This is a genomic window from Apibacter sp. B2912, assembly GCF_009827835.1.
Classification (GTDB): Bacteria; Bacteroidota; Bacteroidia; order Flavobacteriales; family Weeksellaceae; genus Apibacter.
In genome coordinates, this window is sequence record NZ_WINV01000005.1 from 18,881 (window position 1) to 44,559 (window position 25,679).

The 25,679-nt window shown below is 28.7% G+C and carries 21 protein-coding genes; 12 read left to right on the top strand and 9 right to left on the bottom strand.

Features of this window, described 5'->3' with window-relative positions; translation table 11 throughout:
* Nucleotides 1-5 precede the first annotated feature (5 nt).
* The 9 genes from GFV01_RS08430 (at nucleotide 6) to GFV01_RS08470 (ending at nucleotide 8,717) form a co-directional block, all read left to right on the top strand.
* Complete coding sequence (locus GFV01_RS08430) at nucleotides 6-959, top strand: aldo/keto reductase (protein WP_160566468.1); 954 nt, start codon at nucleotides 6-8, stop codon at nucleotides 957-959.
* A 201-nt stretch (nucleotides 960-1,160) separates the two neighbouring features.
* The gene (locus GFV01_RS08435) at nucleotides 1,161-2,423 is read left to right on the top strand and encodes a sodium:proton antiporter (protein WP_105297211.1); all 1,263 of its coding nucleotides are present in this window, start codon (nucleotides 1,161-1,163) and stop codon (nucleotides 2,421-2,423) included.
* 329 nt (nucleotides 2,424-2,752) lie between these two features.
* Complete coding sequence (locus tag GFV01_RS08440; RefSeq protein WP_220234011.1) at nucleotides 2,753-3,013, top strand: GlsB/YeaQ/YmgE family stress response membrane protein; 261 nt, start codon at nucleotides 2,753-2,755, stop codon at nucleotides 3,011-3,013.
* Nucleotides 3,014-3,026: 13 nt separating this feature from the next.
* A complete protein-coding gene (locus tag GFV01_RS08445) occupies nucleotides 3,027-3,260 on the top strand; it encodes a hypothetical protein (protein ID WP_105297212.1) in 234 nt (77 codons plus the stop codon).
* Nucleotides 3,261-3,456: 196 nt separating this feature from the next.
* Entirely contained in the window at nucleotides 3,457-4,815 is a 1,359-nt protein-coding gene (locus GFV01_RS08450) for an MATE family efflux transporter (protein ID WP_160542610.1), read from the top strand.
* 12 nt (nucleotides 4,816-4,827) lie between these two features.
* Nucleotides 4,828-5,430, top strand: a complete 603-nt coding sequence (locus GFV01_RS08455) for an AAA family ATPase (RefSeq protein ID WP_160542611.1) — start codon at nucleotides 4,828-4,830, stop codon at nucleotides 5,428-5,430.
* A 236-nt stretch (nucleotides 5,431-5,666) separates the two neighbouring features.
* Nucleotides 5,667-6,413, top strand: coding sequence for a 3-oxoacyl-[acyl-carrier-protein] reductase (fabG, locus tag GFV01_RS08460; RefSeq protein WP_160557330.1), 747 nt, complete (start codon nucleotides 5,667-5,669; stop codon nucleotides 6,411-6,413).
* Between the two features lie 74 nt (nucleotides 6,414-6,487).
* Nucleotides 6,488-8,155 carry a 2-succinyl-5-enolpyruvyl-6-hydroxy-3-cyclohexene-1-carboxylic-acid synthase gene (gene menD, locus GFV01_RS08465; protein ID WP_160566471.1) on the top strand — a complete coding sequence of 556 codons (1,668 nt, stop codon included), beginning with the start codon at nucleotides 6,488-6,490 and terminating at the stop codon, nucleotides 8,153-8,155.
* A 4-nt stretch (nucleotides 8,156-8,159) separates the two neighbouring features.
* A complete protein-coding gene (locus tag GFV01_RS08470) occupies nucleotides 8,160-8,717 on the top strand; it encodes a hypothetical protein (RefSeq protein ID WP_255448970.1) in 558 nt (185 codons plus the stop codon).
* A gap of 7 nt (nucleotides 8,718-8,724) precedes the next feature.
* Here the strand turns inward: GFV01_RS08470 and GFV01_RS08475 are convergent, their stop codons facing one another.
* The 9 genes from GFV01_RS08475 to GFV01_RS08515 form a co-directional block, all read right to left on the bottom strand.
* A complete protein-coding gene (locus GFV01_RS08475) occupies nucleotides 8,725-10,932 on the bottom strand; it encodes a peptidase domain-containing ABC transporter (protein ID WP_160566474.1) in 2,208 nt (735 codons plus the stop codon).
* Between the two features lie 12 nt (nucleotides 10,933-10,944).
* The gene (locus tag GFV01_RS08480; protein ID WP_160566477.1) at nucleotides 10,945-11,937 is read right to left on the bottom strand and encodes a hypothetical protein; all 993 of its coding nucleotides are present in this window, start codon (nucleotides 11,935-11,937) and stop codon (nucleotides 10,945-10,947) included.
* Nucleotides 11,912-13,279, bottom strand: coding sequence for a radical SAM/SPASM domain-containing protein (locus tag GFV01_RS08485; RefSeq protein WP_160566480.1), 1,368 nt, complete (start codon nucleotides 13,277-13,279; stop codon nucleotides 11,912-11,914). Before GFV01_RS08485 ends, GFV01_RS08480 begins: the two co-directional genes overlap by 26 nt.
* Nucleotides 13,280-13,337: 58 nt before the next feature.
* On the bottom strand, nucleotides 13,338-13,487 hold the full coding sequence (locus tag GFV01_RS08490; protein WP_160566483.1) for a hypothetical protein: 150 nt from the start codon (nucleotides 13,485-13,487) through the stop codon (nucleotides 13,338-13,340).
* 82 nt (nucleotides 13,488-13,569) lie between these two features.
* The gene (locus GFV01_RS08495; RefSeq protein ID WP_160566486.1) at nucleotides 13,570-15,960 is read right to left on the bottom strand and encodes an outer membrane beta-barrel family protein; all 2,391 of its coding nucleotides are present in this window, start codon (nucleotides 15,958-15,960) and stop codon (nucleotides 13,570-13,572) included.
* A gap of 414 nt (nucleotides 15,961-16,374) precedes the next feature.
* On the bottom strand, nucleotides 16,375-18,591 hold the full coding sequence (locus tag GFV01_RS08500; protein ID WP_160566489.1) for a peptidase domain-containing ABC transporter: 2,217 nt from the start codon (nucleotides 18,589-18,591) through the stop codon (nucleotides 16,375-16,377).
* The gene (locus tag GFV01_RS08505) at nucleotides 18,578-19,903 is read right to left on the bottom strand and encodes a radical SAM/SPASM domain-containing protein (RefSeq protein ID WP_160566492.1); all 1,326 of its coding nucleotides are present in this window, start codon (nucleotides 19,901-19,903) and stop codon (nucleotides 18,578-18,580) included. Before GFV01_RS08505 ends, GFV01_RS08500 begins: the two co-directional genes overlap by 14 nt.
* 428 nt (nucleotides 19,904-20,331) lie before the next feature.
* The gene (locus tag GFV01_RS08510) at nucleotides 20,332-20,514 is read right to left on the bottom strand and encodes a hypothetical protein (protein ID WP_160557336.1); all 183 of its coding nucleotides are present in this window, start codon (nucleotides 20,512-20,514) and stop codon (nucleotides 20,332-20,334) included.
* 81 nt (nucleotides 20,515-20,595) lie between these two features.
* The gene (locus GFV01_RS08515; RefSeq protein WP_160566496.1) at nucleotides 20,596-22,977 is read right to left on the bottom strand and encodes an outer membrane beta-barrel family protein; all 2,382 of its coding nucleotides are present in this window, start codon (nucleotides 22,975-22,977) and stop codon (nucleotides 20,596-20,598) included.
* A 479-nt stretch (nucleotides 22,978-23,456) separates the two neighbouring features.
* Here GFV01_RS08515 and GFV01_RS08520 point away from each other — a divergent pair, with 479 nt between their 5' ends.
* Genes GFV01_RS08520 through dtd form a run of 3 tightly spaced genes read left to right on the top strand, consistent with a single transcriptional unit; the run spans nucleotide 23,457 to nucleotide 25,648 of the window.
* Nucleotides 23,457-24,242 carry an exodeoxyribonuclease III gene (locus GFV01_RS08520; RefSeq protein WP_160566499.1) on the top strand — a complete coding sequence of 262 codons (786 nt, stop codon included), beginning with the start codon at nucleotides 23,457-23,459 and terminating at the stop codon, nucleotides 24,240-24,242.
* Between the two features lie 15 nt (nucleotides 24,243-24,257).
* A complete protein-coding gene (locus GFV01_RS08525) occupies nucleotides 24,258-25,178 on the top strand; it encodes an OmpA family protein (RefSeq protein ID WP_160557339.1) in 921 nt (306 codons plus the stop codon).
* A 17-nt stretch (nucleotides 25,179-25,195) separates the two neighbouring features.
* Complete coding sequence (gene dtd / locus GFV01_RS08530) at nucleotides 25,196-25,648, top strand: D-aminoacyl-tRNA deacylase (RefSeq protein ID WP_105297229.1); 453 nt, start codon at nucleotides 25,196-25,198, stop codon at nucleotides 25,646-25,648.
* Nucleotides 25,649-25,679 lie beyond the last annotated feature (31 nt).

Sequence of the window (25,679 nt, forward strand, 5' to 3'; positions counted from 1 at the left end):
AGATTATGAAAAAAAGAAAATTAGGTCCGACTGATCTTGAGGTTTATCCATTTGCTTTTGGGGGCAATGTATTTGGTTGGACTGCCAATGAAAACACTTCTTTTGAATTATTAGATCAATATACCGAATTAGGATTTAACTTTATTGATACTGCAGATGTATATTCTGCATGGGTTCCCGGCAATAAAGGCGGAGAATCAGAAACCATCATTGGAAAATGGATGCATCAAAAAGGATCTAGAGATAAACTTGTTATTGCAACTAAAGTAGGGGCAGAAATTGACAGTACACATAAAGGGTTGAAAAAATCATATATTCTTTCAGAAGTTGAGGAATCACTAAAACGTCTTCAAACCGATTATATAGATTTATATTTTACTCATTTTGATGATCCCGATACTCCCATAGAAGAAGTATTGGATGCTTATCAGCAATTAATAAAAGAGGGTAAAATACGTTACATAGGGGTTTCCAATATGTCTCCTGAGAGAATAGTAAAATCATTGGAAATAAGTAAATCTAATAATCTACCTTCTTATTCCGTCTTACAGCCTGAATATAATCTGTATGATCGACAACCGTATGAAAAGGATTACGAGCCGATTGCCGAAAAATACCAATTAGGTGTCATGACTTACTATTCTTTGGCAAGTGGTTTTCTAACCGGTAAATATCATTCGGAAGCGGATTTAAATAAAAGTAAAAGAGGTGACAGCTTAAAGAAATATTTAAACGACAGAGGCTTACGAATTATAAAAACTTTAGAGGATGTTGCCGCACGAAATACAGCTACCCCGGCTCAGGTTGCTATCGCATGGATCATTCAAAGACCGAGTATTACTACTCCTATAGCCAGTGCTTCTAAATTGGGACAATTGGATATATTAAAAGCGGTAGACCTAAATTTATCTCAAGATGATATTAATGATTTAGACAATGCCAGTAAGGTAACTTCATAACGACAAGCGCTCAAATAATATAAAAAAAAGTATTCATCACCTTGAATACTTTTTTTCCTTTTATAAGATAATTTAATTAATATAATCTGTTTTTATAATATAAATATAAAATTTTTCTGTCTTTTAAGCAGGTGATGAAATTTGATTTTATTTTTTCTCTGATATTATTTATTATCTTTGCAAAAAATTTTATTCAATTTCATGGAATTATACTACTCATTTTCAATCCTTATTATTTTAGCTGCTATTTTTTCATACATTAATGTAAGGTTTTTAAAATTCCCTTCTACCATCGGAATAATGATCATTGCGTTAATTATGTCAATTATTTTAGTTCTTTTAGGTAGTTTAACCTCTAAACCTTTAAATGATATTGCCTCATTAATTAAAGAATTTGATTTTACCGAAATTTTGATGGGGTGTATGTTGAATTTCCTGCTATTTGCCGGAGCTATACATATCAATATGTCGGATCTAAAGGAACAAAGGCTTCCCGTAATAATATTTTCTACTTTAGGAGTTATAATATCTGCCATCGTTGTGGGCGTAGGCCTTTATTATACATCCAATTATCTTCTTCCTCTAATAAATGTACATACTGAAATTCCTTTAATATATTGTTTACTTTTTGGTGCTTTAATTTCTCCGACAGATCCGATTGCGGTATTGAGTATATTAAAACAAGCCAATGTTTCTAAGTCTTTAGAAACAAAAATTGCCGGTGAATCTCTTCTTAATGACGGAGTAGCTGTGGTATTGTTTGCCGTATTAGCTAATCTTGCTTATAATCCCGTTGTAGTTGCCACCGGACGAATGGATTTATCATTTGCCCATATTTTTGATTTATTTCTTAGAGAAGCGGTAGGCGGACTGTTATTAGGGGCGGCTCTTGGATATCTTGCCGCTTATGCAATACGAACTTCACATGATTATAAAGTTTCGGTTTTAATTACCCTAGCGGTAGTTATGGGAGGATATCTTATTGCAAGTTCTTTGCATACGTCTGCTCCTCTTGCTATGGTGGGTGCGGGATTGATAATAGGGGAATCCAGACGAAGATTGGGTACTAGTAAAAAAAGCAGTGTGGGTACTTTCTGGGAATTAATCGATGAGGTTATGAATGCAATTTTATTCCTTTTTATGGGATTCCAACTTTTACTTATCGATGACCTAATTCATTACTGGCTACTAGGTATTATATGCATTATAATTGTTTTATTCGCCAGATTTATATCTATTAAAATTCCAACAATGATTATTCCTTTTAAGGAAAAATTCAGCAAAGGAACTATTGCCGTTTTAGTATGGGGTGGCTTACGCGGCGGGGTCTCCATCGCATTGGCTCTTTCAGTTCCTGAAAGTGACTATAAAGAAACTATTATAGCCGTTACTTATGTGGTGGTGGTTTTTTCAATCTTAGTTCAAGGATTGACTGTTGGAAAAGTAGCAAAAGACATTCAGTAAATTACTGCATCGTAACTATTTTCAAATAGTATTAAAAATAATGATAGTATCTGCAATAATCAATACATGCAGATACTATTTTCGTTTTAATACCGATTTAATTTCTATTGGTACTTCAATTTTGTTCAATTTATAAATTGCTGCAACTTCACTGTTTATACTTATTTTTAACATACGCCAATTTAAATGGAGTATATTAAAATACAACTATGGTTTACTTATTAAATGATAAGGTAATGGCATATTTATTGTTTAAAACATAAAGAACTACAAGATTATTACACTTCCTTCGAAATTGAAATAATAGTAAACTCTAAAAAATTTTATAAATGGAAGGAATGGGTATTTTATGGTCTATAATTATTGGAATTATAGCCGGTTTTATTGCAGGTAGAATTATGCGAGGCAGTGGATTTGGAATGTTAGTTAATTTGCTTGTTGGATTAGTAGGAAGTATATTGGGGGGTTGGATCTATAGTTTGTTGGGCTTTTCCAGTGGAGGTAAATTAGGAATGTTACTAATGTCTGTAATTGGTTCTGTGGTCCTTCTATGGATAATATCATTATTTAGAACAAAAAAACCTTATTAAATTATAATATGTTATGAAAAAAGTATTATTGGGTACAATCTTGGGTGCTGCTCTAGGTTATGTTGCCAGAAAAATGCAAGAAGATGGATTTCTAGATCAAGTTTCTGATGAGATAAGTAAATTTACATCCAAAACCAAAAAAAATTTTAGCAATATAGTGGATGTTGGTAAAAATGAGGCTGAGTATTTAAAAGATCGAGCGAAAAAATACGGAGAAAAAGGAGAAAGCTTTATACACGAAGAGTAATAAGAGTAAGCATTAATAAGTAAGTAATAAATTGAATACATGTAAATAGCAGCTAATTAGCTGCTATTTTGTTTACCTGTCGAAATATTCTATATTTACATTTTAAATAGTATACTATTAATTTTACTACCTTTATATTGTATGCTTTTTTACTTCATTTTAGATTTAAAATATTCTTAATTAAGATAAATAAAATATGAAAGTAACAGGTACACCTATTGAATTAGGTACTGAAAATATTGGAAAACTTTTAAAACAATATGCTATTCCTGCTATTATAGCCATGATCGCATCCTCTCTCTATAATATTACGGACAGCATTTTTATAGGACATGGTGTAGGACCTTTAGCTATTTCCGGATTAGCCATTACTTTTCCGCTTATGAACCTCGCTGCAGCTTTTGGCTCGTTAGTTGGTGCGGGTGCTGCCACCTTACTTTCCGTTCGTTTAGGACAAAAAGATTATACCACAGCCAACAGCATTTTAGGAAATGTGTTCATCATGAACTTATTTATTGGTATTTCGTTTACCATTATTTCCTTATTGTTTTTAGATCCGATATTATATTTTTTCGGTGCGAGTGAAAAAACCCTTCCTTATGCTCATGATTTTATGGTTATTATACTTTCAGGTAATGTAATCACTCATATGTATCTTGGATTAAACTCCATGTTACGTTCTTCCGGAAAACCAAGACAGTCCATGTATGCGACCATATTTACCGTACTTATAAATTTAGTTTTAAATCCTTTATTCATTTTCGTTTTTAATTGGGGTATTCGTGGGAGCGCCATTGCTACGGTAATTTCTCAAACTTCAGTATTAATTTGGCAGATTTATCTCTTTTGCGACAAAAATAATTTTATCCATATACAGAAAGGAATTTTTAAATTAAACAAATATATCGTTAAAGATTCTCTATCTATTGGTATGTCGCCGTTTTTAATGAACGCAGCTGCCTCGGTGATTGTTATAATTATTAACCAGGGACTTTTAAAATATGGTGGAGATCTTGCCGTAGGTGCTTACGGAATTGTAAATAGGATTGCGTTTTTATTTGTAACCATAGTATTGGGATTAAATCAAGGTATGCAACCTATAGCCGGTTATAATTTCGGAGCAAAACTTTATCCCAGAGTAACACAGGTTTTGAAAAAAACAATTTTAGGAGCTACTCTGGTCATGTGTACCGGCTTCCTTGTGGTTGAATCTGTGCCTCATGCGGTTGCTTCTATTTTTACAACCGATAAAGAGTTAATTGATATTGCATCCTTAGGATTGCGCATGGTATTTATTTGTTATCCGATTGTAGGTTTTCAAATTGTTACTTCTACCTTTTTCCAAAGTATCGGAATGGCTCAAAAAGCTATAATTTTATCTCTCACTCGTCAAATACTATTTTTAATTCCTTTTTTACTAATTCTACCTAAATTTTTCGGCATTGCAGGAATATGGTTGAGTATGCCTTTAGCTGATTTTTTTGCTACTATTTTGGCTGCCATTATGCTTTATAAGCAATACAAAGAATTTAATAGATATAATCCTGAAAACTAATATAAGTACGTTATGAAAGATAAATATTTTATTACCATTGGTCGACAGTTAGGAAGCGGTGGCAGACAAATCGGGAGAAAATTGGCTGATTTATTGGACATTTCATATTATGACAAAGAGATTATTAATCTAGCTTCTATTGAGAGCGGTTTAAATGCTGATATTTTTGAGCAAGCGGATGAAAAAAATTGTTATAGTTTTTTTGATAATTTTTTTGGTATGCAATTATCTAAAAACTATTTAGGAAACGAAAATTTATTTGAAATACAAAGTAAAATAATTAAAGAAGAAGCCCTTAAAGGTTCTGCTCTTTTTGTGGGTCGTTGCTCCGATTATATTTTGCGTGAATATGAGAGACGGATAGACATATTTATTACAGCTAATAAAGAAGATCGAATTCGGAGAACATCTCAAAGAAAAAATATTTCTTTAAAAGAAGCAGAAGAATTAAACGTAAAAATAGATAAAAAGAGAAAAGAGTATTATAACTTTTTTAATAAGAAAAGTTGGGGGCATGCCAGTTCTTATCATCTTTGCATCAATTCATCCGTTTTAGGGATTGATAAAAGTGTACTTCTTATTAAAAGTTTTGTAGAGCAAAAATTTGCACTTTAGTTGTTTTTTATAAAGAATACACAAGCTAAAAATCTTACTTATTTTTTAAAATAATAAGGAACAATTATTGTTATAAATCTTGTGTATCTTTTTTACTTTTTAAACTTTACTGCCCGAGAATTTACGAAAAAAATATCGTGGTTGTATTTTCCACTATTAAAAGACAGTAGAGAATAATGAAAAATTATCTTGATTATGACAAAAGTATTATATTTGAAAAAAAATAAGATTACTATATGAAATTGCTTGAAGGAAAAACCGCGATTATTACCGGAGCAACCCGAGGTATTGGAAAAGGAATTGCTGAAGTATTTGCTCAAAACGGAGCAAATATAGCTTTTACTTATGCATCTTCAGTAGCTAAAGCAGAAGAGCTGGAAAAAGAATTAGGTTCTTTAACTAAAATAAAAGGATTTCAATCAGACGCTTCAGATTTTGATTCTGCTCAGAAACTTGCCGATGATGTTATAAAAGAATTCGGGCAAATTGACATTGTGGTTAATAATGCAGGTATCACTAAAGATAACCTTATATTAAGAATGAGTAAAGAGGATTGGGATGAAGTAATTCGCATCAATTTGGATTCGGTATTCAATCTTACCAAAGCAATCATAAAACCGATGATGAAGCAAAAAAAGGGTTCGATTATCAATATGAGTTCTGTAGTTGGAGTAAAAGGTAATGCAGGTCAAGCAAATTATGCTGCTTCTAAAGCAGGAATTATTGGATTTTCTAAATCCATAGCATTGGAATTAGGATCAAGAAATATTCGATGCAATGTAGTTGCTCCCGGATTTATTGAAACTGAAATGACTGAAGCTTTGGATGAAAAAACCATTCAAGAATGGAGAAATAATATTCCTTTGAAAAGAGGAGGAACCCCTGAAGATATTGCTAATGCATGTTTATATCTTGCCAGTGATTTATCAAGCTATGTAACCGGCCATGTACTCAATGTCAACGGTGGAATGCTTACTTATTAAAAAATATGGATTAAAGCACGATAAACAAGAGATTAAATTTTTTTAATCTCTTTCTTTTTTTAACTTAAAAAACTATGTATAGTAATAAATTATCAGTTCAACTAATTGGAGAAGTTTTATATCGATATGGAATTACGGATATCATATTATCTCCGGGATCTAGAAATGCACCTTTAACCATACATTTTACTAATCATCAAGAATATACTTGTTACAGCATAGTGGATGAGCGATCAGCAGCATTTTTTGCGTTAGGAATGGCTCAATCAAAGAAAAAACCGGTGGCCATCTGTTGCACCAGCGGCACAGCATCCGCTAATTATTATCCGGCAATTATAGAAGCTTTTTACCAAAATATACCTATAGTCGTACTTACTGCTGATCGACCGGAAAATTATGTAGATATTTTTGACGGCCAGACTATAAGACAAAAAAATATGTATAGCAATCATATTTATGGATCTTATCAATTGTCTGAATCAGAAAGTGAAGAATCAATTACACAAAATTTTCTAGATTTAAAAAAAGCTTTGAATACTTGTGTTTTAAAATCAGGACCGATTCATATCAATATTCCCTTTTCAGAACCTTTATATGAGCAAACAGATCAAATTGAAATTTCATTTGAAAAACTAACTCTTCCTGAAAAAAATTACAATTCAGATAAATACAAACCCTTGTTTTCTACTTGGAACAACTTTTCTAAAAAAATGATTCTTGTTGGGATGCAACAACCCAATTCGGAATTAAATAAATTACTCGAAAAATTAGCTGAGAGGGAAGATACGATTATTCTTACTGAAGTTACTTCAAATCTAAATTCTTCAAAATTTTATCCCAATATTGACCGCTATATGTTTCCTTTTGGTGAAGAAGCGCTGGATGATTATAAACCGGAATTACTTCTTACCATTGGTCAAAATATAGTTTCAAAAAAAATTAAAGATTTTTTACGAAAATCTAAGTTGAAGGCCCATTGGCATTTAGATGAATATTGGCATCCTGATACTTATTTTTCTTTAACTGAAAAAATTGAAGAAAATCCGGTCATTTTTTTAAAAGAATTAGTGAAAGTTCCTCCCGTTGCTTCTTCGTATTCTTTACTATGGAAACAACTTAAAGATGAGCGACAACTTAGGCATAATGATTTTATTAAAAACTTACCATTTTCCGATTTACGAGTTATAAATACTTTGGATGAAAAAATACCTGATTCATATAATCTGCAAATTTCTAACAGTTCTATGATCAGATATGCTCAGTTATTCAATTTTAACTCTAAAAATAAGATATTTTGCAATCGAGGTGCCAGCGGCATTGACGGGGCAACTTCAACGGCCGTTGGTTTCGCTGTTGCAGATACTCACCCTACTCTTTTGATTACCGGTGATATTGGTTTTTTTTATGATTCTAATGCTCTATGGAATAAATATATCCCTAATACATTTAGGATTATACTTGTAAATAATGGTGGTGGCGATATTTTTAAAATTATTCCCGGTCCCGATTCTTCCAATTCTTTAGAGGAATATTTTGTTACCCGACATAATCGTACTGCTCGACTAATGGCTCAAGAATATAATTTTGAATATATTCAAGCTCATAATCAAGAAGAACTGTTAAAACAGTTAGATTCTTTTTTTCTTTGCTCGGAAAAACCTAAATTATTGGAAATTAATACTGTTAATCATCCTAATTCACAAATTTTACGTGAATATTTCAATTATTTAAATCAGGAATAAAAACATGAGAATTAATTTATTCACCCCTATGAGGGAAGAAAATCAAAAAATTTTAGATGCTTTAAAAGTTTTTTCTAAATTAAAACATTCTTATGAGGTTATTATAACCGGAATAGGTCGTGAAAAAATTGCTAAATCCATGATTACTAAACCAAAGTCTGATTTAGATGTTTTAGTAGGATTTACAGCTATAACCGGAATTGAGAAAACGATGCCTAAAGAACTACAAAAAGGAAGTTTAGTTGAAGTGGTGGCTTCTTCGTTATATGGATATTCAGGAGAAATATTTGAAAACGGAAAAATAATACTTTCTTCGTCTCATACACATTTTCCTAAACTAAGTTCCCTTACCTCCGATAAGTTTGTTACGACTTCCAATATTCCGATCGGAACATTGATTAATATGGAAGACTATACTTTTATGTATTTAAAAAGGCCACAGGATTTTATCCTGCGTATTATCTCTGATTTTTTACCTCATCAGGAAGAAATTGATTTTTTTAAAATTATTGAAGAAATTAGTTTTTCTTCGGTAATTGAGTTTTTGGAAGGATTGAATTAATTTAGGATTATGTGCCCAATTCCAATTGATTTTTAACCAAATTATAGTAATTTGACCTTAATTTTACTAATTGGCTATGATTTCCTGTTTCTACTATTTGACCGTTTTTTAAAACTACTATCTGATCTGCATTTTTAACTGTTGATAATCGATGGGCTATTATTATCACGGTTTTACCTTTAAAAAATTCTTGTAAATTGGCATGAATAATCCTTTCATTTTCAGAATCTAAAGCAGAAGTAGCTTCATCAAAAAATAAGTATTCAGGATTTTTATAAACAGCCCTCGCTATAAGAATTCTTTGTTTTTGCCCACCTGAAAGTTCAACACCTGAAGCACCAATTTTTGTATTATATTTTAATGGAAAACTGCTTATAAAACCATCGATATTAGCTATTCTTGTTGCTTGTTCGAATTTATTTATGTCAATTATTTCGTCTTTCGTAATTATATTTCTTTCAATGGTATCTGAAAAAATAAAACCTTCTTGCATTACTACTCCACATTTTTCTCTCAAACTTCCCGGGGATAATTGCACTAAATCTTGTTCGTTTAAAAATATTTTCCCACTAGTAGGATTATAAAACTTTAAAAGAATTTTCATCAATGTTGTTTTGCCACTTCCGCTAGCTCCTACTATTGCAGTTATTTTTCCTTCCGGAATAAGTACATTCAAATTTTGTAAGATGTATGGTGAGTGAGGACCTTCATATTGAAAAGACAAAGATTTTAATTCAAATCCTCTTTTTAATACATTTATATTAATATTTGTAGTCGAAAATTTATTATACTCTTCTTGCTCTTCTTCAGGATGATTTTGTACTTCATTTAACCGTTCCAAACTTAAACGAGCATCTTGTAGAGAACGAAAAAAATTAACTAATTGATTAACGGGAGCATTCATCTGTCCTATAATATAAGAAATACTTAACATGGTCCCTAAACTGATATTCCCTTTAATCACTAAAATTGCTGCTAAGAAAGTAACTATAATGTTCTTAAGCTGATTGATAAACTCAAAACCGGAAAGTTGTATCTGATCTACTTTTAAAATTCTAATATTCAATTTAAATAACTTTTGTTGAATATTTTCCCATTTTTTTCTTTTATATTCATCAAATTGATTGAGTTTCATCTCGGTTACTCCATTTAGAATTTCATAAATAGATTCCTGACTGTTACTCCGTTCCTGAAACCTATAATAATCCAAAATTTTGCGTTTTTTGAACCAGAAAAACGACCAGCCTACAGAAAAAAAAGTCATGAGTAAATAAACCCAAAGTATAGTGAAATTGTAATACCATAATACCCCAAAAAAAACGGAAAAAGTAATTATTGAAAAAAAAGTTAATAAACTTTGTGAGGTTAAGAAATTCTCGATTCGTTCATTATCCTGTATTCGTTGAGTAAAGTCTCCCATCATTTTAGTATCAAAAAATTTAATAGGAAGTTTTAACATTTTTTTCAAAAAATCCGAAATAATGGTTATACTTATTTGAGTTCCAACATAGAGCATAAGCCAATTACGAATGATTTCAATAGTAATGGAACCAAAAAATAAGGCCAGTTGTGCTAAAAGTATGATGGAAACCATATTTAAATTTTGAACATTAACCCCTTTATCTATTAGGTTTTGGGCTAAGAACGGAAATATAAGGGTTATACCGCTGCCTAGTAATAACATAAAAAACAAAAAAACGAGCTGTTTTTTAAAGGGAGTAAGATATTTAAACAAATATTTTACTGTTAATCGGGACTGTTCGGGAGGAATTAGTTCATAAAATTTTTCCGTAGGTTGAAGAAATAAGGCAACTCCCCCCATATCTTCTCCTGACAACCATGATTTTTTTACTTGTTCTTCTTGTAATGTAATGATCCCATGTGCGGGATCGGCTATTTTATATCGAATGGTATTGGTCAGAAAATTTTTAGTTATTTTAATAAGAACTACAAAATGATTTTGGTTCCAATAGAGAATAACCGGTAAAGAATCTTTATTTTCCTTTAATTTTTCCAAAGTAAGTCTTGCAGGGAAAGTTTCAAATCCAATTGTATGAGCAGCTTCGGTTATTCCCAACATAGAAACTCCCTCTTTGGTTAAAAAAGAGTTTTCTCGTAAGTATTCTATAGGGTAATTTTTTCCATAATAACTACTTACCATACCTAAAGAAGCCGGCCCACAATCCATCTGGTCTTTTTGGGGAATGAAATTCATTTATTAGGCAATTTATAATGAAATAATTTGTTCTGCAGTAAAAAAATGTTTTAATCTTGTTTCAATTAAATCATTATATAATTTACTAAATGTTTGTAATTCTTCTTCATTTTTTTCGCTATTCTTAGAATTAAATATCAACTTTTTTATATTTTTTAAATTTAGATATAATAAAATTTCACAATATTGATCATAAAACTTTATACTTTCTCTAAAGTATAGTATTGATTTATCGTATTCTTTTCTGTAAAAATAATACATACATTGAATAGCATTTTTAAAGTAGTTATCAATGTTATTATTACTATGAAATGTCTTCGAAATTTTATTAATAATTTCTTTTATAATATTCTTTTTGTTTGTTACAATAAGCTTTCTAAAAATGGAATTAGTAATATATATTCTCCAATATTTAACCTCTTCAATGTCAATCGATTCATAATCAAATGAAACAAATTTAATTCTATTATTTAAAGGTAAGACGTTATAATAACAAAACTGCATAAGCTCGAATCCCCTTTGAATAACTTCTTTTTCATTATTATTTTCAACATAAATACTAAATAAATTTAAATATTGTTCCGCATTAGCATAGATAAATACATTCTTATTTTTTAATAAAACTTCATTTGATTTTTTAAAAAATAGATCTATTTGTTCTATAGCTTCTGTAAAATTTTTCAAATTGTAATATTCAAGCGCTTTCATAGGGTGATAACTTATTCCCATATATTTTTTTAAAGATTCATTGAGATCATTATATAATTTATCTGCTTTGATTATTTGTACGTTTGAAAATTCCGATTTATTTTTTAATAATGAAACGCACTTTTCAATTTCACTAAATATGAAAATTATTTTTAATCTTGTAGAATCTTTAAATTCATTTTTTAAGATTTCTAAAACTTCATAAAAAATATGATCACGATTAAATTTTTTTCTTCTATACGTATTAATTAAAAATGAATTTAATTCTTCATTAATTTGACAAATATCTTTCTCCATTTAACATTTCTTTATTATTAATATATTCAAGAACCATTAAATCTTTTATATTGTACTTAAAGGAAGGACAAGAAGCGAAACCTTTATACCAATTTATAGGACAATCTCCCAAACACACCGGTAAAAATTTGCAATTCTTACAAGTCGTTTTATATTCTACTTGATTTATACTTTCATACCAATTACCTAAAGGTAAATTATTTCTATCCTTATATTCCCTTTTGAGAATATGACCATGAAACATCTCACTGTTTTCATAATCAAATTCAGGTGTATAAGGTATTTCCCAACAATAGGACAATCTGCCTTTAGCATCAATTAATTCTGAATCTAAATTTGTTACCATACAAGTACTGTATTTTTTTTCTGGTAGAAGAGATTTAGAGTGCCTAAATCCATATTCTTTCATTTTAAGTAGCCATTCTATTTCTAACTCTCCAAAATATTCCGGAGCAAGTCCTACATTCTCTTTTGCATAATTTTTCCCCCAGTCATGTACCGGAGCAAAATTCATCGATATTTTTTTTGAAATTCCTAATTCATATAAATGATCAATTAAATTGTCAATAGATTTGTAATTATCTTTATGAACATTACATCTTATAAATATCTTACATTTCTTTTCATCATATATAGGATTAGCAACAGCTTTCACAATATTTGACAATATAGCATCAAATGTTCTTCCTTTCTTTTTCGTAAATCTACTATTATCATGTGAAATTTTATCACCATCTAATGTTATTTGGTATTTTAATATATTAAAATGTACTAAATCAGAAAATATATTTTCTTTCAATCCTAATCCATTAGTAATCATCATTGCTGAATAATCAACATTTATTTTACTACAAAGTAGAATTAACTTTTCACTTAAAATTTTTATTGAACTAAAACCCAAAAGTGGCTCACCACCATACCAGGTAATATTTAAATTTTTATAATTACCTAACTCTAACTTATATTTTATATAGTTATATACCTCTGTAACCAAAGATTCTGACATATTCAGTTTTTCATGAATTTGACCGCAATAGTTACACCCTAATTGACAATTTGCCGTAGGTTGGATAGTTAAATTCAAGAACTTATTTTTTATAGATGATAAATTCAATAGATCATTGATTATTAATTCTTGTTCATTTTCATCTTCTGATATAATAATTTGAAAATAGAATAATTTATATAGAATTTTATCATTAATTTTATTATATTTCTTATTGACTATTAGTTTATATATTTCCTCACTAAGGCAAATTAATTTACCAGTTTTGGTTGAATAAAGAAGTATTTCTCCATTTTCTAAATCAACATCTATTAAATATTTAGATAATTTATACATATATATTTTATTATTTAATGCTAAAAATGAGGGCTAATAAATAGCACCTCATTTAAATTTAATTTACACCGCAATTATAGAGGCAAATAACACGTTCACTACTTCCTCCTTTAATTACTTTAATCTCTTCCACAGTTAATTCTTTAACAGAACTATTTTTTTTGGAATTCATAGTTACTAAAGCTGATTTTAATTTTGAATTTTTCATTTTTTAATTATATTTAATTATTAAACATTAATATTCGGTAATTAATCGTACCGATACGATTACTTGCAAGTATTTTTATTGTCTATTTAGCTCTGATTTGTTCTTCCTCATTACCTATTTTGATAGACTTTGATTTTATTAAATTATTCCCAAAATTATATTTTATCGAAAACCGTAGATTTTGTGAAAATTCATAATCAGTAATTTTATTCTTATTTTGATTGTATACACTATATACTTTATATTTAAATGTTTTAAAAATATCATTGGCATATAAGGAAAGCACTAATTTTTTATCAAGAAACAGACATTTCAATCCTGCTCCAAAATTTGAAAAGGATTTCAATTTATCCGTCCCATCATACTGAGGAAAATTATATTGATATACTATGGTAAAATATGCAGTTTTATTTCTATTTAGAAATAAATTATTATTTGTCTCTAAGCTTGAACTTATAGTATTATTTGAATTAAAACCTTCAATTTTAGATTTATTTTCTTTATAAAATAAATTTATTGTAAAAGTACTTTCCCAAAATTTAAATGTATTGAATACATAATTTTGATTTAGACCTACGGAATACTCGTTGACACTGTTTTCAAATTTATAATGCACAAAATTAGTTTCGTCCTCTTTTAAATAATTTACCATGTTTATCACATTTTCCGCTTTATAAAAATAGATTCCACTGGTCCACTTATTGTCCCAGGTAAAATTTAATTCTAAATTATCTGAATTTGAAGAATGTAGATATGGATTACCTGCTTGTGTAGTATTTTTGTTTATATGAAGAACAAAGGGATTTAATGCCCTATACCAAGGTCTATTTATACGTCTTGTATAGGCAAATGTAAAAGTATTTTTTTCATTTAACACATATGATAAATAAAAACTCGGAAATAATTCAATTGAATTAGACTTGTATTCTTCTTTTGATACTATGGAATTAATTTTGCTTTGAAAACTTTCCAATCGTAAACCGATTTGTATTTCCCATTTATCCAAAATTTTTCTTTTCCCTGAAAAATAAATTGCTTGAATGTTTTCTTTATATTCCAAAAGATCTTTGTATTTTTCTTGAAAATCATTTTTTCCTTCTTTATTTTCACTATAGCCTATATTATTAGTTATTTTACTATGCGATATTTTAATTCCATAATCTATTCCCAAATTTTTTAATTTTTGCTCTACATCTAAATTTCCGGAATAATTTGAAATTTTTTGATTATTTGTATCCAGAGAGGCAAAATCGTTTGTAGGTAAATACGAATCAAAATCTATATAATCTTTTGAATTTAAAATTGCATTTTCTTTTCTCGTATTTTTAAAATAATTCAAATTAAATTTAATCTTACTTCCCAGACTATCCAATTTATAGTGTGTGTAAAAATTCGAATAAAAGTTTTCTCTTTCTTCGTTTTCTTTTGACACACTATTCGTCAGAATATCTGGATTTAATAAATTATATTGATATTGTTTATTATACAGATTTAAAGAACCTTCTGTTTTCTTATACAATAAGTGAACACCTAAATTTAATTTCTCTATTATTTGATAATCCAAATCAAGGTTTCCATTAAAGTATTTTTTTAGCTTAAAATTACTATTAATATAATTATTGATATTTCTATCAGTAAATTCACTATATTTATTGATCAATTGTGAAAAATTTTTACCATTATAAAAATCTATAGCAGTATTGAATGTAAGTTTTTTATAATTAAATATAAATCCTAAATTTTCATTAAATAACGCATATTTAGCCTGTTTATAAGTCCCACCAATATAACTGTTCCAATTATTCTTTTTACTTGTTTTTAAAACAATATTTATTAATCCCGAATTTCCTTCAGCATCGTATTTCGCGGAAGGTGCGGTGATCACTTCAATTTTCTTAATATTATCAGATGAAATGGATTTTAAATAATTAATTAAATCATCATCAGATAGTGGAATGATCTTATCATTAACTAATACTTTCAAGCTACTTTTACCGACCATGGATATTTGATCATTTTTAACTTGTATTCCCGGGGTTAATTTCAATACATCCAAACCATCTCCTCCTAAGGTTGCAGCTGAATTTTCAACATTAAATATAGTTCGATCTATTTTTCGTTCTATTAATTTTTTATTTCCTGTAACAACTATCTGCTGTAATTTTATACCGGTAGACAGATTAATTATTCCTAAATCTGTATTTTCTTTTATTATTAATGGGTTGGAATATAATTCTTCACTATCTTCTTTAATTTTTAACTCGTATAAACCTTCGTGTAAATTTTTAAAAATAAAGTTTTTATGATTATCTAACTCTGAAGTAATGATAATAGAATCTTGCTTAATTAAATATACTTCCAATTTGTTTTCAAATATATTTTCACCAAATTCAATTGCTCCTTTAATAGAGATTTCTTGGGAATAGGAATAAATATATACTAATGCAATAACAAATAATAAGCAAATTTTCATAGTTTTTGTTATAAAGAAAAAAGCAAATTTATACTAATAAAATATTATATAAAAATTTGTTATATCATTTAAACACATTATCAAGTTATGTTTAATTTATTCTCAAATAAATTAAGATAAAATTTAAAGAGAACTTAGTATATTTTTATCCAATACCGATATAAAACAGACATTTTATCCCTTTTGTTTGTATTTTATTTTTTTATGATTTTTATCATTTAAAATATGTTGATTTTTTTATAATTTTAATTTATTATAAACTTAATGTTTATTTTTTTAGTCGATTGATATAATTTTTTGAATTATCTATGATATTTATATAGTATAAAAGAACTAGACCTCTTTATAAAATTATTGAAGAAATTAGTTTTTCATCGGTAATTGAGAATTTGGAAGGATTGAATTAATTTAGGATTATGTGCCCAATTCCAATTGATTTTTAACCAAATTATAGTAATTTGACCTTAATTTTACTAATTGGCTATGATTTCCTGTTTCTACTATTTGACCGTTTTTTAAAACTATTATCTGATCTGCATTTTTAACTGTTGATAATCGATGGGCAATAATTATCACGGTTTTACCTTTAAAAAATTCTTGTAAATTGGCATGAATAATCCTTTCATTTTCAGAATCTAAAGCAGAAGTAGCTTCATCAAAAAATAAGTATTCAGGATTTTTATAAACAGCCCTCGCTATAAGGATTCTTTGTTTTTGTCCGCCCGATAATTCTATCCCTGCATTCCCGACACGAGTGAAATAATGCATCGGTAAGTTTTCTATAAAATCTTGTATTCCCGCTATTTTTGCTGCTTTTCTAAGTTTGTCTACATCATAGCTTTTTCCGGACATGGAAATATTACTTGCAATGGTATCACTAAAGATGGTTCCATTTTGAAGCACTGTTCCACATCGCTCTCTCCATTCTTCGGCATTTATATCATTCATGGAACAGGTATCTAAATATATTCCTCCTTTTTTTATAGGATAGTACGACAATAATAATTTCAACAGAGTTGTTTTACCACTTCCACTAGCGCCGACAATGGCCGTTATGGAGTTTTTAGGTATTACCATATGTATATCCTTTAGTATAAAGGGATTATGGGTTCCCGGATATTTAAAGGACACATGATCAATATAAATATTATGAATAACGCAATTTTTTATGTGCTTTTTATTTTGAGAATCTTCATCAGGTATTTCATAGATTAGTTCAATTCTTTTATTGGCAATAATGGTATCTTGTGTATCACGAAGAAACATAATTAAATTTTGTAATGGTGTTGAAAGTTGTCCTATGACATAGGATATTCCCATTAAAGTTCCCAAAGACATTTGGTCCTCTATGATAAATGTTGCACAAAATGCTATGGCAATAATTTCTTTTAATTTGGAAAGTGTATCTACTCCAAAAAGCTGATAGGTATTTAAAAGTAACGATTTAATTTCCAATCGGTTTAATTTATCTTGAGTAGAAATAATTCGATCAATAATTTTTTCCTGAGCATTATTAATTTTTATCTCAGGCATATTCATTATGAATTCGTATATATTATTGCTGTTTTCTGATCTTTTTAAAAATGATGCATATTCAATTATATTTCGTTTATTAAAAAAAATAGAAAACCACAATACTGAAATTATTGACAACACCAGATATACACAAAATATGGTTATGCTAAAATATGCCAATACACAGCTAAAAACAACCACATTTAAAAAACTCAATAGTAAAGTAACCCCTTTCCAAGTAAAAAACCGTTGAATGGTTTGCTGATCTTCCAATCGTTGTAGAATTTCCGTATTTATTTGAGTGTCAAAGAAAACTATGGGTAAACGTAATATTTTTAAAAGTAATGTTTTCCGTAATTCAATACTTAATATGAAGTTTAGCTTAGTTAGCACAATTTGACTAAAAAAGTCTGAGGCAAAATTAGAGATGAACAAAATAAATTGCGCTAATAAAAGATAATAAACTACTCGTAATGATTTTGAAGAAATTCCTAAATCAATAATGTTCTGAAAAGTAAAAGGAATGAACCAATTCGTCACTAATCCTATGAAAACTAAAAATATAGCAAGGAAATAGTTACGTTTATGATTTTTTAAAAATTCATATGTATATTTTATTATACTGGATTGAAACAAACTTTTATTTTTTACACTATCAATTTTTATAGAGCAAAAATTTTCAGAAGGTTCTAAAAATAAAACGATCCCCTTAGTATTGTTTTCTTTCCACTCAGTTATAAAAGATTCTCTATCTAGTACTACCTTACCATAACCGGGATCTGCTAAATGATAATAAACTTGATTTTTCTTTTTAACTATTTTTTCTAAAACTACAAAATGACTTTGTTTCCAATATAAAATATAAGGCGTGGGAATTTCATCTAATTCTTCAACAGTTAATTTTAACGCATGGGCTGTTAATCCTAATTTTTCGGAGACATCCACGAGATCTTTTACAGATACTCCAATACGAGTAAATTCAAAAAAAGATTTAATATAATTAAGTGAAGTTTTTTTGCCAAAATAGCTCATGATCATGGCTAGACAGGCTGCTCCGCAATCGCTGCTTTCGAGTTGATTATAAAATTGTAAACGATGCCTTTTATTTATTCGCATTCTCTAAAATTTCACTTATTTTATTTCTTATAACCTTTTCTTTTTCTGTCTCATCCCATGAATACACACAATACTCTCTATTAGCGGCCAGACTTTCCAAGGCAGTTTGAGAACATCCCCCATTACATAAAGGTAAAATTTTACATTCTAAGCATGGGCGATTCTTAAACTTTGAATTCATTCGTTTATTTAACGAGTCATTTTCCCAAAATAATTCTCCGTTTTCCGTTAAATATCCTTCCCTATTTTTAGTTGAGAAATCACGGGCCGTGCATTTAAATATATCTCCATTATAATTGATAACAACACTATTTTTTTTATCTGCATAGCATGAATTTCGAAGGGTATCCGGGCTATATTCATGGCACGAGGTTTTCCCCCCTTTGCTATTTATTTGATTCATTTCTTTATCAGCAATATCTTGTGTCTGATCTATTTTTTTATTTTGCCATACTCTATGAAAATCGAATTTTAAAAATTGAGTTTTAATATCTTCTTCGACGTCTTCAAAATCGTCATAAATTTTGTTTGCATTAAAAATATTTGAATCAGTGAAATTTATTCTAACATTCACATAGAATTTATTCTTTATCAAGTTTTTTATATTTGAAACAATTTTATCATAAGAACCCTTATTTTGACTTATATAGCGCACTTTATTATGTTCTTCTTTATGACCATCTAAGGTGATTTGTAAATTGCATCGGACGTTTTTATCCAAGAAAAAATTTATAAATTCTTGATTTGCTAAATATCCATTAGTAGTGAAAGATGTATATGCATTTATATTTTTCTCTGCACATCTTTCTAAATAATAATTAATTATAGGAATTACATTTTTATTAAAATATAATAAAGGTTCTCCTCCAAAAAATGAGATATTCATATTTTTTAAATCCTTATTATTGGTAATGGTATCTATCAACCTTTTGATTTTAGAAAGTCCATTTTCATCTAACCTTGAACTTCTTACCAGATTTTCATAACAATACCAACATTTAAAATTGCAATTCATAGTTGGATTGATAGTTAATAAAAACAATGAATTATCTTCATCAATGCCTTTACTTATTTTTTTTATTTCATCCAGCTCATCTATTTCATCATTAATAATAAATTTTTCTTCTACCATATAATTGAAAAACTCCGGATGGATCTCTTTTAGCTCTGATGTTTTATTCATTTCCATTAATTCTTTAAGTTCAGATTGTATAAAAAGTAATCGTTGCTCAAGGGTATTATATAAAACATATTGCTCTCCATATGGTAAGCATACATTATAATGACTATATTTCATAGAATGTATTTCCATTATATTTATTTAATTTATTAAGTTCTCTTCTATTAAATTTTAAAAAATAAAATCCATTTATTTGCTTTATACTTATTTTATACTTATATTATATTGTATTTACATTTAGATGATCGTTATAGTAAATCTTATTATTCGTTATATATTTATAAAAAATGATTGATAGATTAATATTTTAATAAGACATAAGAAGTCATGATAATTCATTTGAATATAAACCAAGTGCTCATAGGCAAAAATTAGTTTTGTTTAACTTTGACTCTAATATTTTAATATAACTATGCGATTATTAACAATACATCTGTTTTACTCACCCAAACATATCAATAAAGCTTTATAAAATACACCTAACAATTTTTTAGACTTATTTTATAGTCCATAACAGAGTATTGCTGCTAACAATACTCTGTAAGGCTAAAGCAAGATTGTTAACATTTCCATCTACCCGGACCCGTACATTTATTTATACAAATTCCTACATTCATACATCCACCCATTACATCCTTAGCATCAACTGCAGTTAATGATTTTGAAAAACCTCCTTTTAAAACTTCTCCTGACGTTTGTAATGTTTCAAATTTTTTAACGTCAACTTTTTTTGTTGTTTTCATATTTGAATAATTATTATAAATTTTAGAGTAACCTTTTTGTGTCTTGACTCATTTATGGACAACGATTGCAATCTGTATTTTTTATTTAATTCTATTCTGATCTTCTGTATTACTTCCCTCAATATTTTTTTCTTTTACTGTTGAACTTCCTAATTTATAGCTTAGTGATATTCGTATTGAAGGAGATTCATAATACCCTCTATATTTAGCATTTATACCGTTATTGGTGCTTTTATTTCTAAATTGATCTGCATTAAATAGATTAGTAACCTGTAAGGATAATTGCATTTTTTTATCCAACAATTGAGCTTTAAAAAACATATCCATTTGTGTTAATGAATAATTGGTACTTAAAGCTCCTTGACTGCGCGGGTAATAAGAAATTATCAAGTCTGCTGACAGTGTCTTACTTTTATTAAGGATAAATGTATTATTAGCTTGTATTCTACCCATAAATCCTTCTTGAGATTTATCCGTGATCGGATATATTTTAGATTTTAAATATAGATATCCCCCGACTAACATTAGATTACTTTGCAACCAATTCAATTTAGTATAGGTAAAAGATTGAATGATGCCTACTCCGTAATTATCAAAATAATTCTCCACTTTTGTTGCTTGTATATAACTATCTTTATCCAAATAGGTAACATCGTTAAAGTTATCTTTTTGAATCATAAATTGTAAAATGGTTTGTATAATGTCTTTATAATAATAAGATAACTCAATACTGTTATTAATTACAGGTTTTAGAAAAGGATTCCCTTCAGAATATTGATAGGGATTAGAATAATTCCTGAACGGATTAACGGAATTGTAATCCGGCCGGTCAATTCTTCTGGAATAGGTAAAAGAATAAGAATTATTCTCGTTTGCTTTATAAAGTATATATAAGGTTGGAAAAAATTTCAAATAATTATTTTTATTATGTTCATTAAGTGAAATGGAATTTCCACGAGTTTGCGTATTTTCCATTCTAATCCCTAGTTGAATATCCCATTTTTTCATTTCTTTACTGGCTGAGACATAAAGAGCTTGCGAATTTTCTTTATATATAAAGTCATCTTGATGCGTTTTTTCAATTACACTCTCACCTTTTGTCAGATAATTCCTTAAACTGCTTTTCGTTTTCGTAAAAGATATTTTAGCCCCGTATTGTAAGTTTATAAAAGAAAGGGGGTAATCAATATCAACCCGGCCGCTATAATTATTAATATCTAGCGATCCCTTATTTTCAATTGGAAAATAACGCGTAATTAGATCGTTGTGAACTCCATATGATTGGGTTAAATAATTGTATTTTTTCTCAGTATTGTAGTTAAAATAATCAAAATTCAATTTTATTATTTTACCTAAACTATCAATGGTAAAATGTGAATACCAATTAAGTGAATTCAATCTTTTTGTAGAATTTTCATAGCTTTTAGTCCTGAGTAATGAATCCAATTTATTTTCATATGTATGGAAATTTGTTATATCCTTATATCGAGAATGCGGTTCTGAATAATTGAGCAAATATTGTATTCCTGAATTCCATTTAGAAGTTAATTGATAATCTAACAAAAATTTTGAACTGAGTGTATTTTGATAATTTTTACCTGTTTCCTTTTCATCCCATAATTGCTCGGGATAATACACCTTACTTTTTTTTAAATTTTTGTATTTGCCGTTCGAGTAATTAGATGATAGCCCTAAGTTTATTTTATTTTTACTGTAAGTAAAGTTTGCCCCAAAATTACCTGATGCGTAATACCCTTGTTTATATGAAGACGTAAGGTTAGAAGCCCAAAAATCTTTTTTGATTTTTTTTAAATTTATATTTATGAGACCTGAGTTACCTTCTGCATCATATTGTGAGGGAGGCGTAGTTATAACTTCAATAGTCTTTACCTGGTCAGAAGGAATACTTTTTAAATAATTAAATAAATCATCACCATTCAAGTAAAGGATTTTATCATCAATCATCACTTTTACCGAACTTTTACCTGTAAGAAATAATTGATTATTTCGTACCTCTATTCCCGGCATAAGGTGTAAAATATCTAAAACATCTGTTCCGGCGGATCCTATTGAATTTTCAATATTATAAATCGTTCGGTCAACTTTCTTTTCAATTAACCTTTTTTTTCCGGTAACTAATATCTCCTGTAATTCGTTAGGCGTTCGTATAGATAGTATACCTAAATCAGTATCTTCTTTAAGTTCCAAGCTTTGAGCATATAAAACTTCCCCCGACTCTTTAATGATCAAGTTATAATTTCCTAAAGACAAATGATCAAAACAAAATCTACCTTCTTCTTTGACTATAACTTTTCCTACCATCGAATCTCGATTTGCCAGAATTACTTCAGCTAAATGACCGGAATTACCTTTTTCAAATTTTATTTCTCCTTTAATATGAACTTTTTGAGAAAAACTTAGGAAGAACTGAAAGAATAAAACTAATAAAATATTAATCTTCATACAAGCACATTTATATCGTTATCCTTAGTTTTATAAATACATTTCATAAATGATTACTAATTAAATTACTCTCATTAATAGAAATTTTTAAATTTAAATTTCCTGATCAGATACAACCTATAAAAACAGAGAACTTATAAAATTTAATACAGATAAATATAAAGAATTCATAGTAATTTTATTTTATATAAAATACAAATTTATATTATAATACTATTTAAATAAAGCTGAATTATATCATATTTTATTATTACTCAATGAGTACTTAGTCTTGAATACATCATTTTAAAATAAAATATCAAATTTTAAAATATTTTTCTATCTCTACTTATTAGCCATTTGTAAACTTCTAACTTGTTATGTAGTTACTTTATACTATAAACTAGTGATTTAAAAAACATTTCTTTTTTAATTTATTATTAACAAGTAAAACGTTTTTTTATAAAAATCTGAAATATAAAAAACAGTACTTTTGTAAAATGAAACTATTGAGTTACAACGTTAACGGAATAAGAGCCGCATTAAATAAAGGCTTACTTGATTGGTTGAAATCTGCCAATCCTGATATACTTTGCTTGCAAGAAATAAAAGCACACACTGATCAATTCGACTCAACAGTATTTGAAAGTTTGGGTTATCATTCCTACTGGTTTCCGGCAGAAAAAAAGGGATATAGCGGAGTAGCAATTTTATCTAAAGAAAAACCGGTTTCAGTGAAATATGGTTGTGATGAGCAAGAATACGATCAAGAAGGAAGAGTATTACAAGCAAATTTTGAAAACTTTTCAGTTTTAAGTGTTTATGTTCCCTCTGCAACCAATATTTCTCGTTTAGGTTTTAAAATGAAATTTTGCGAATATTTATTAAATTATATTAAAAAATTAGAAAAAGAGTTTAAAAACCTTATTATAAATGGCGATATAAATATTTGTCATAAAGCCATTGACATCAATGATCCGGTTCGAAATGCTAAAGTTTCCGGTTTTCTTCCTGAAGAAAGAGAATGGATGGATCGTTTCTTTGAACAATGTAATTTGGTAGATACTTTACGGGTTTTTAATCATGAACCCAATCAATATTCGTGGTGGACATACCGTGTAAAAACAGCCAGAAGCAATAATAAAGGATGGCGCATCGATTACACTTTGGTTACCAAGCCTTTGGTAAAACATTTGCAAAGAGCTTATATTTTAACTCAAGCAGTACACTCCGACCACGCTCCGGTAGGTATTGATTTCGACCTAAATCAAACACAAAATCTTTAATTAAATTATCTAATTATGAAAAAAGCAACTTGTATTATTTCTCTTGTAATTCTCGCCGCATCGTGTGTACCTCAATCCAGATACGATGAATTGGAAAAAAAATATTATGCTTCATTGCAAGGAGAAAGAAAAAGTCAAAAAGCAATTCAAGAAAAAGAAAACGAATTAAAATCTTTATCCGACCAATATTCATCATTACAAGAACAACAAGACGCCCTAGCTAAAAAGAAAGCACAGCTGGATGCTGAATATTCAGATCTTCAAATTGAATATGCTACACGACTTAAAGATATGGAAGATCTTAAAGCCAAAAACGCACAAATAGCTGATCAAGTTCAAACTACGGAACAATCCAGAAAAAAAATATTAAATGAATTAGAGCAAACCCAAGGTCAGCTACAAGAAAAAATTAAAAGAATTAATGAGTTGGAAAACTTAATTTCTCAACAAAAAGAATCGGTTTCCAAATTAAAAAACAAACTTCAAATCGCTTTAAAAAATTATTCAGGAAAAGGAATAACTGTTGAAGAAAAAGATGGAAATATTTACGTTTCCATGGAGAATAAACTTCTGTTTCCATCAGCAAGTTGGACGGTGGAAACGGAAGGTATAAAAGCGCTTCACGACCTTTCCGAAGTTTTATCTAAAGATAAAAATTTAAATATAATTATTCAAGGACATACAGATTCCGATAAATATGCCGGTAGCGGAAGCATTAAAGACAATTGGGATTTATCCGTAATGCGTGCAACCGCCATAACTAAAATTCTTCAATCCGAAGGAGTTTCGCCTAAGCAAATGACCGCTTCCGGTAAAAGTGAATATGCTCCTCTAGCCAGTAATTCCACAGCTACCGGAAAAGCAGCTAATAGAAGGGTTGACATTATTATAGCTCCTAATTTGAGTGAAATTACTAAAATTTTAAATGATTTATAATTTTAAGATTTAATTTTATGCGAGTGGTTATCCAAAGAGTTTTAGAATCTTCCGTGAAAGTTGATAATAAAATAGTTGGCCAAATTGATCATGGTTTGTTGATACTTTTAGGTATTGAGGAAGCAGACAACCGGGAAGATATAGATTGGTTATCTAATAAAATTTGTAACCTTCGAATATTTAATGATGAAAATGAAATAATGAATAAATCAATTTTGGATATTGGAGGGGATATTTTATTAGTAAGCCAATTTACCCTTCATGCTTCCACAAAAAAAGGTAATAGGCCGAGTTATATAAAAGCCGCAAAACAAGAATTTGCCAATACTATGTATGAAAAATTTAAAGATCAATTATCCAATATATTATCAAAGCCTGTCCAATCCGGGATATTCGGTGCAGATATGAAAGTTTCTTTACTCAATGATGGTCCGGTAACCATTCTCATAGATTCTAAAAATAAAGAATAATTAAAATAGATAGTTATTCAAATTAAAAGAG

What these genes read in the sequence shown, in the direction of transcription:
- dtd (WP_105297229.1), top strand. Translation starts at nt 25,196, where the DNA reads ATGCGAGTGGTTATCCAAAGAGTTTTAGAATCTTCCGTGAAAGTTGAT.
- GFV01_RS08445 (WP_105297212.1), top strand. Translation starts at nt 3,027, where the DNA reads ATGAAAAAAGTATTATTGGGTACAATCTTGGGTGCTGCTCTAGGTTAT.
- GFV01_RS08510 (WP_160557336.1), bottom strand. Translation starts at nt 20,514, where the DNA reads ATGAAAACAACAAAAAAAGTTGACGTTAAAAAATTTGAAACATTACAA.
- GFV01_RS08430 (WP_160566468.1), top strand. Translation starts at nt 6, where the DNA reads ATGAAAAAAAGAAAATTAGGTCCGACTGATCTTGAGGTTTATCCATTT.
- menD (WP_160566471.1), top strand. Translation starts at nt 6,488, where the DNA reads ATGTATAGTAATAAATTATCAGTTCAACTAATTGGAGAAGTTTTATAT.
- fabG (WP_160557330.1), top strand. Translation starts at nt 5,667, where the DNA reads ATGAAATTGCTTGAAGGAAAAACCGCGATTATTACCGGAGCAACCCGA.
- GFV01_RS08480 (WP_160566477.1), bottom strand. Translation starts at nt 11,937, where the DNA reads ATGGAGAAAGATATTTGTCAAATTAATGAAGAATTAAATTCATTTTTA.
- GFV01_RS08440 (WP_220234011.1), top strand. Translation starts at nt 2,753, where the DNA reads ATGGAAGGAATGGGTATTTTATGGTCTATAATTATTGGAATTATAGCC.
- GFV01_RS08450 (WP_160542610.1), top strand. Translation starts at nt 3,457, where the DNA reads ATGAAAGTAACAGGTACACCTATTGAATTAGGTACTGAAAATATTGGA.
- GFV01_RS08435 (WP_105297211.1), top strand. Translation starts at nt 1,161, where the DNA reads ATGGAATTATACTACTCATTTTCAATCCTTATTATTTTAGCTGCTATT.
- GFV01_RS08470 (WP_255448970.1), top strand. Translation starts at nt 8,160, where the DNA reads ATGAGAATTAATTTATTCACCCCTATGAGGGAAGAAAATCAAAAAATT.
- GFV01_RS08475 (WP_160566474.1), bottom strand. Translation starts at nt 10,932, where the DNA reads ATGAATTTCATTCCCCAAAAAGACCAGATGGATTGTGGGCCGGCTTCT.
- GFV01_RS08485 (WP_160566480.1), bottom strand. Translation starts at nt 13,279, where the DNA reads ATGTATAAATTATCTAAATATTTAATAGATGTTGATTTAGAAAATGGA.
- GFV01_RS08525 (WP_160557339.1), top strand. Translation starts at nt 24,258, where the DNA reads ATGAAAAAAGCAACTTGTATTATTTCTCTTGTAATTCTCGCCGCATCG.
- GFV01_RS08490 (WP_160566483.1), bottom strand. Translation starts at nt 13,487, where the DNA reads ATGAAAAATTCAAAATTAAAATCAGCTTTAGTAACTATGAATTCCAAA.
- GFV01_RS08500 (WP_160566489.1), bottom strand. Translation starts at nt 18,591, where the DNA reads ATGCGAATAAATAAAAGGCATCGTTTACAATTTTATAATCAACTCGAA.
- GFV01_RS08495 (WP_160566486.1), bottom strand. Translation starts at nt 15,960, where the DNA reads ATGAAAATTTGCTTATTATTTGTTATTGCATTAGTATATATTTATTCC.
- GFV01_RS08520 (WP_160566499.1), top strand. Translation starts at nt 23,457, where the DNA reads ATGAAACTATTGAGTTACAACGTTAACGGAATAAGAGCCGCATTAAAT.
- GFV01_RS08515 (WP_160566496.1), bottom strand. Translation starts at nt 22,977, where the DNA reads ATGAAGATTAATATTTTATTAGTTTTATTCTTTCAGTTCTTCCTAAGT.
- GFV01_RS08505 (WP_160566492.1), bottom strand. Translation starts at nt 19,903, where the DNA reads ATGGAAATACATTCTATGAAATATAGTCATTATAATGTATGCTTACCA.
- GFV01_RS08455 (WP_160542611.1), top strand. Translation starts at nt 4,828, where the DNA reads ATGAAAGATAAATATTTTATTACCATTGGTCGACAGTTAGGAAGCGGT.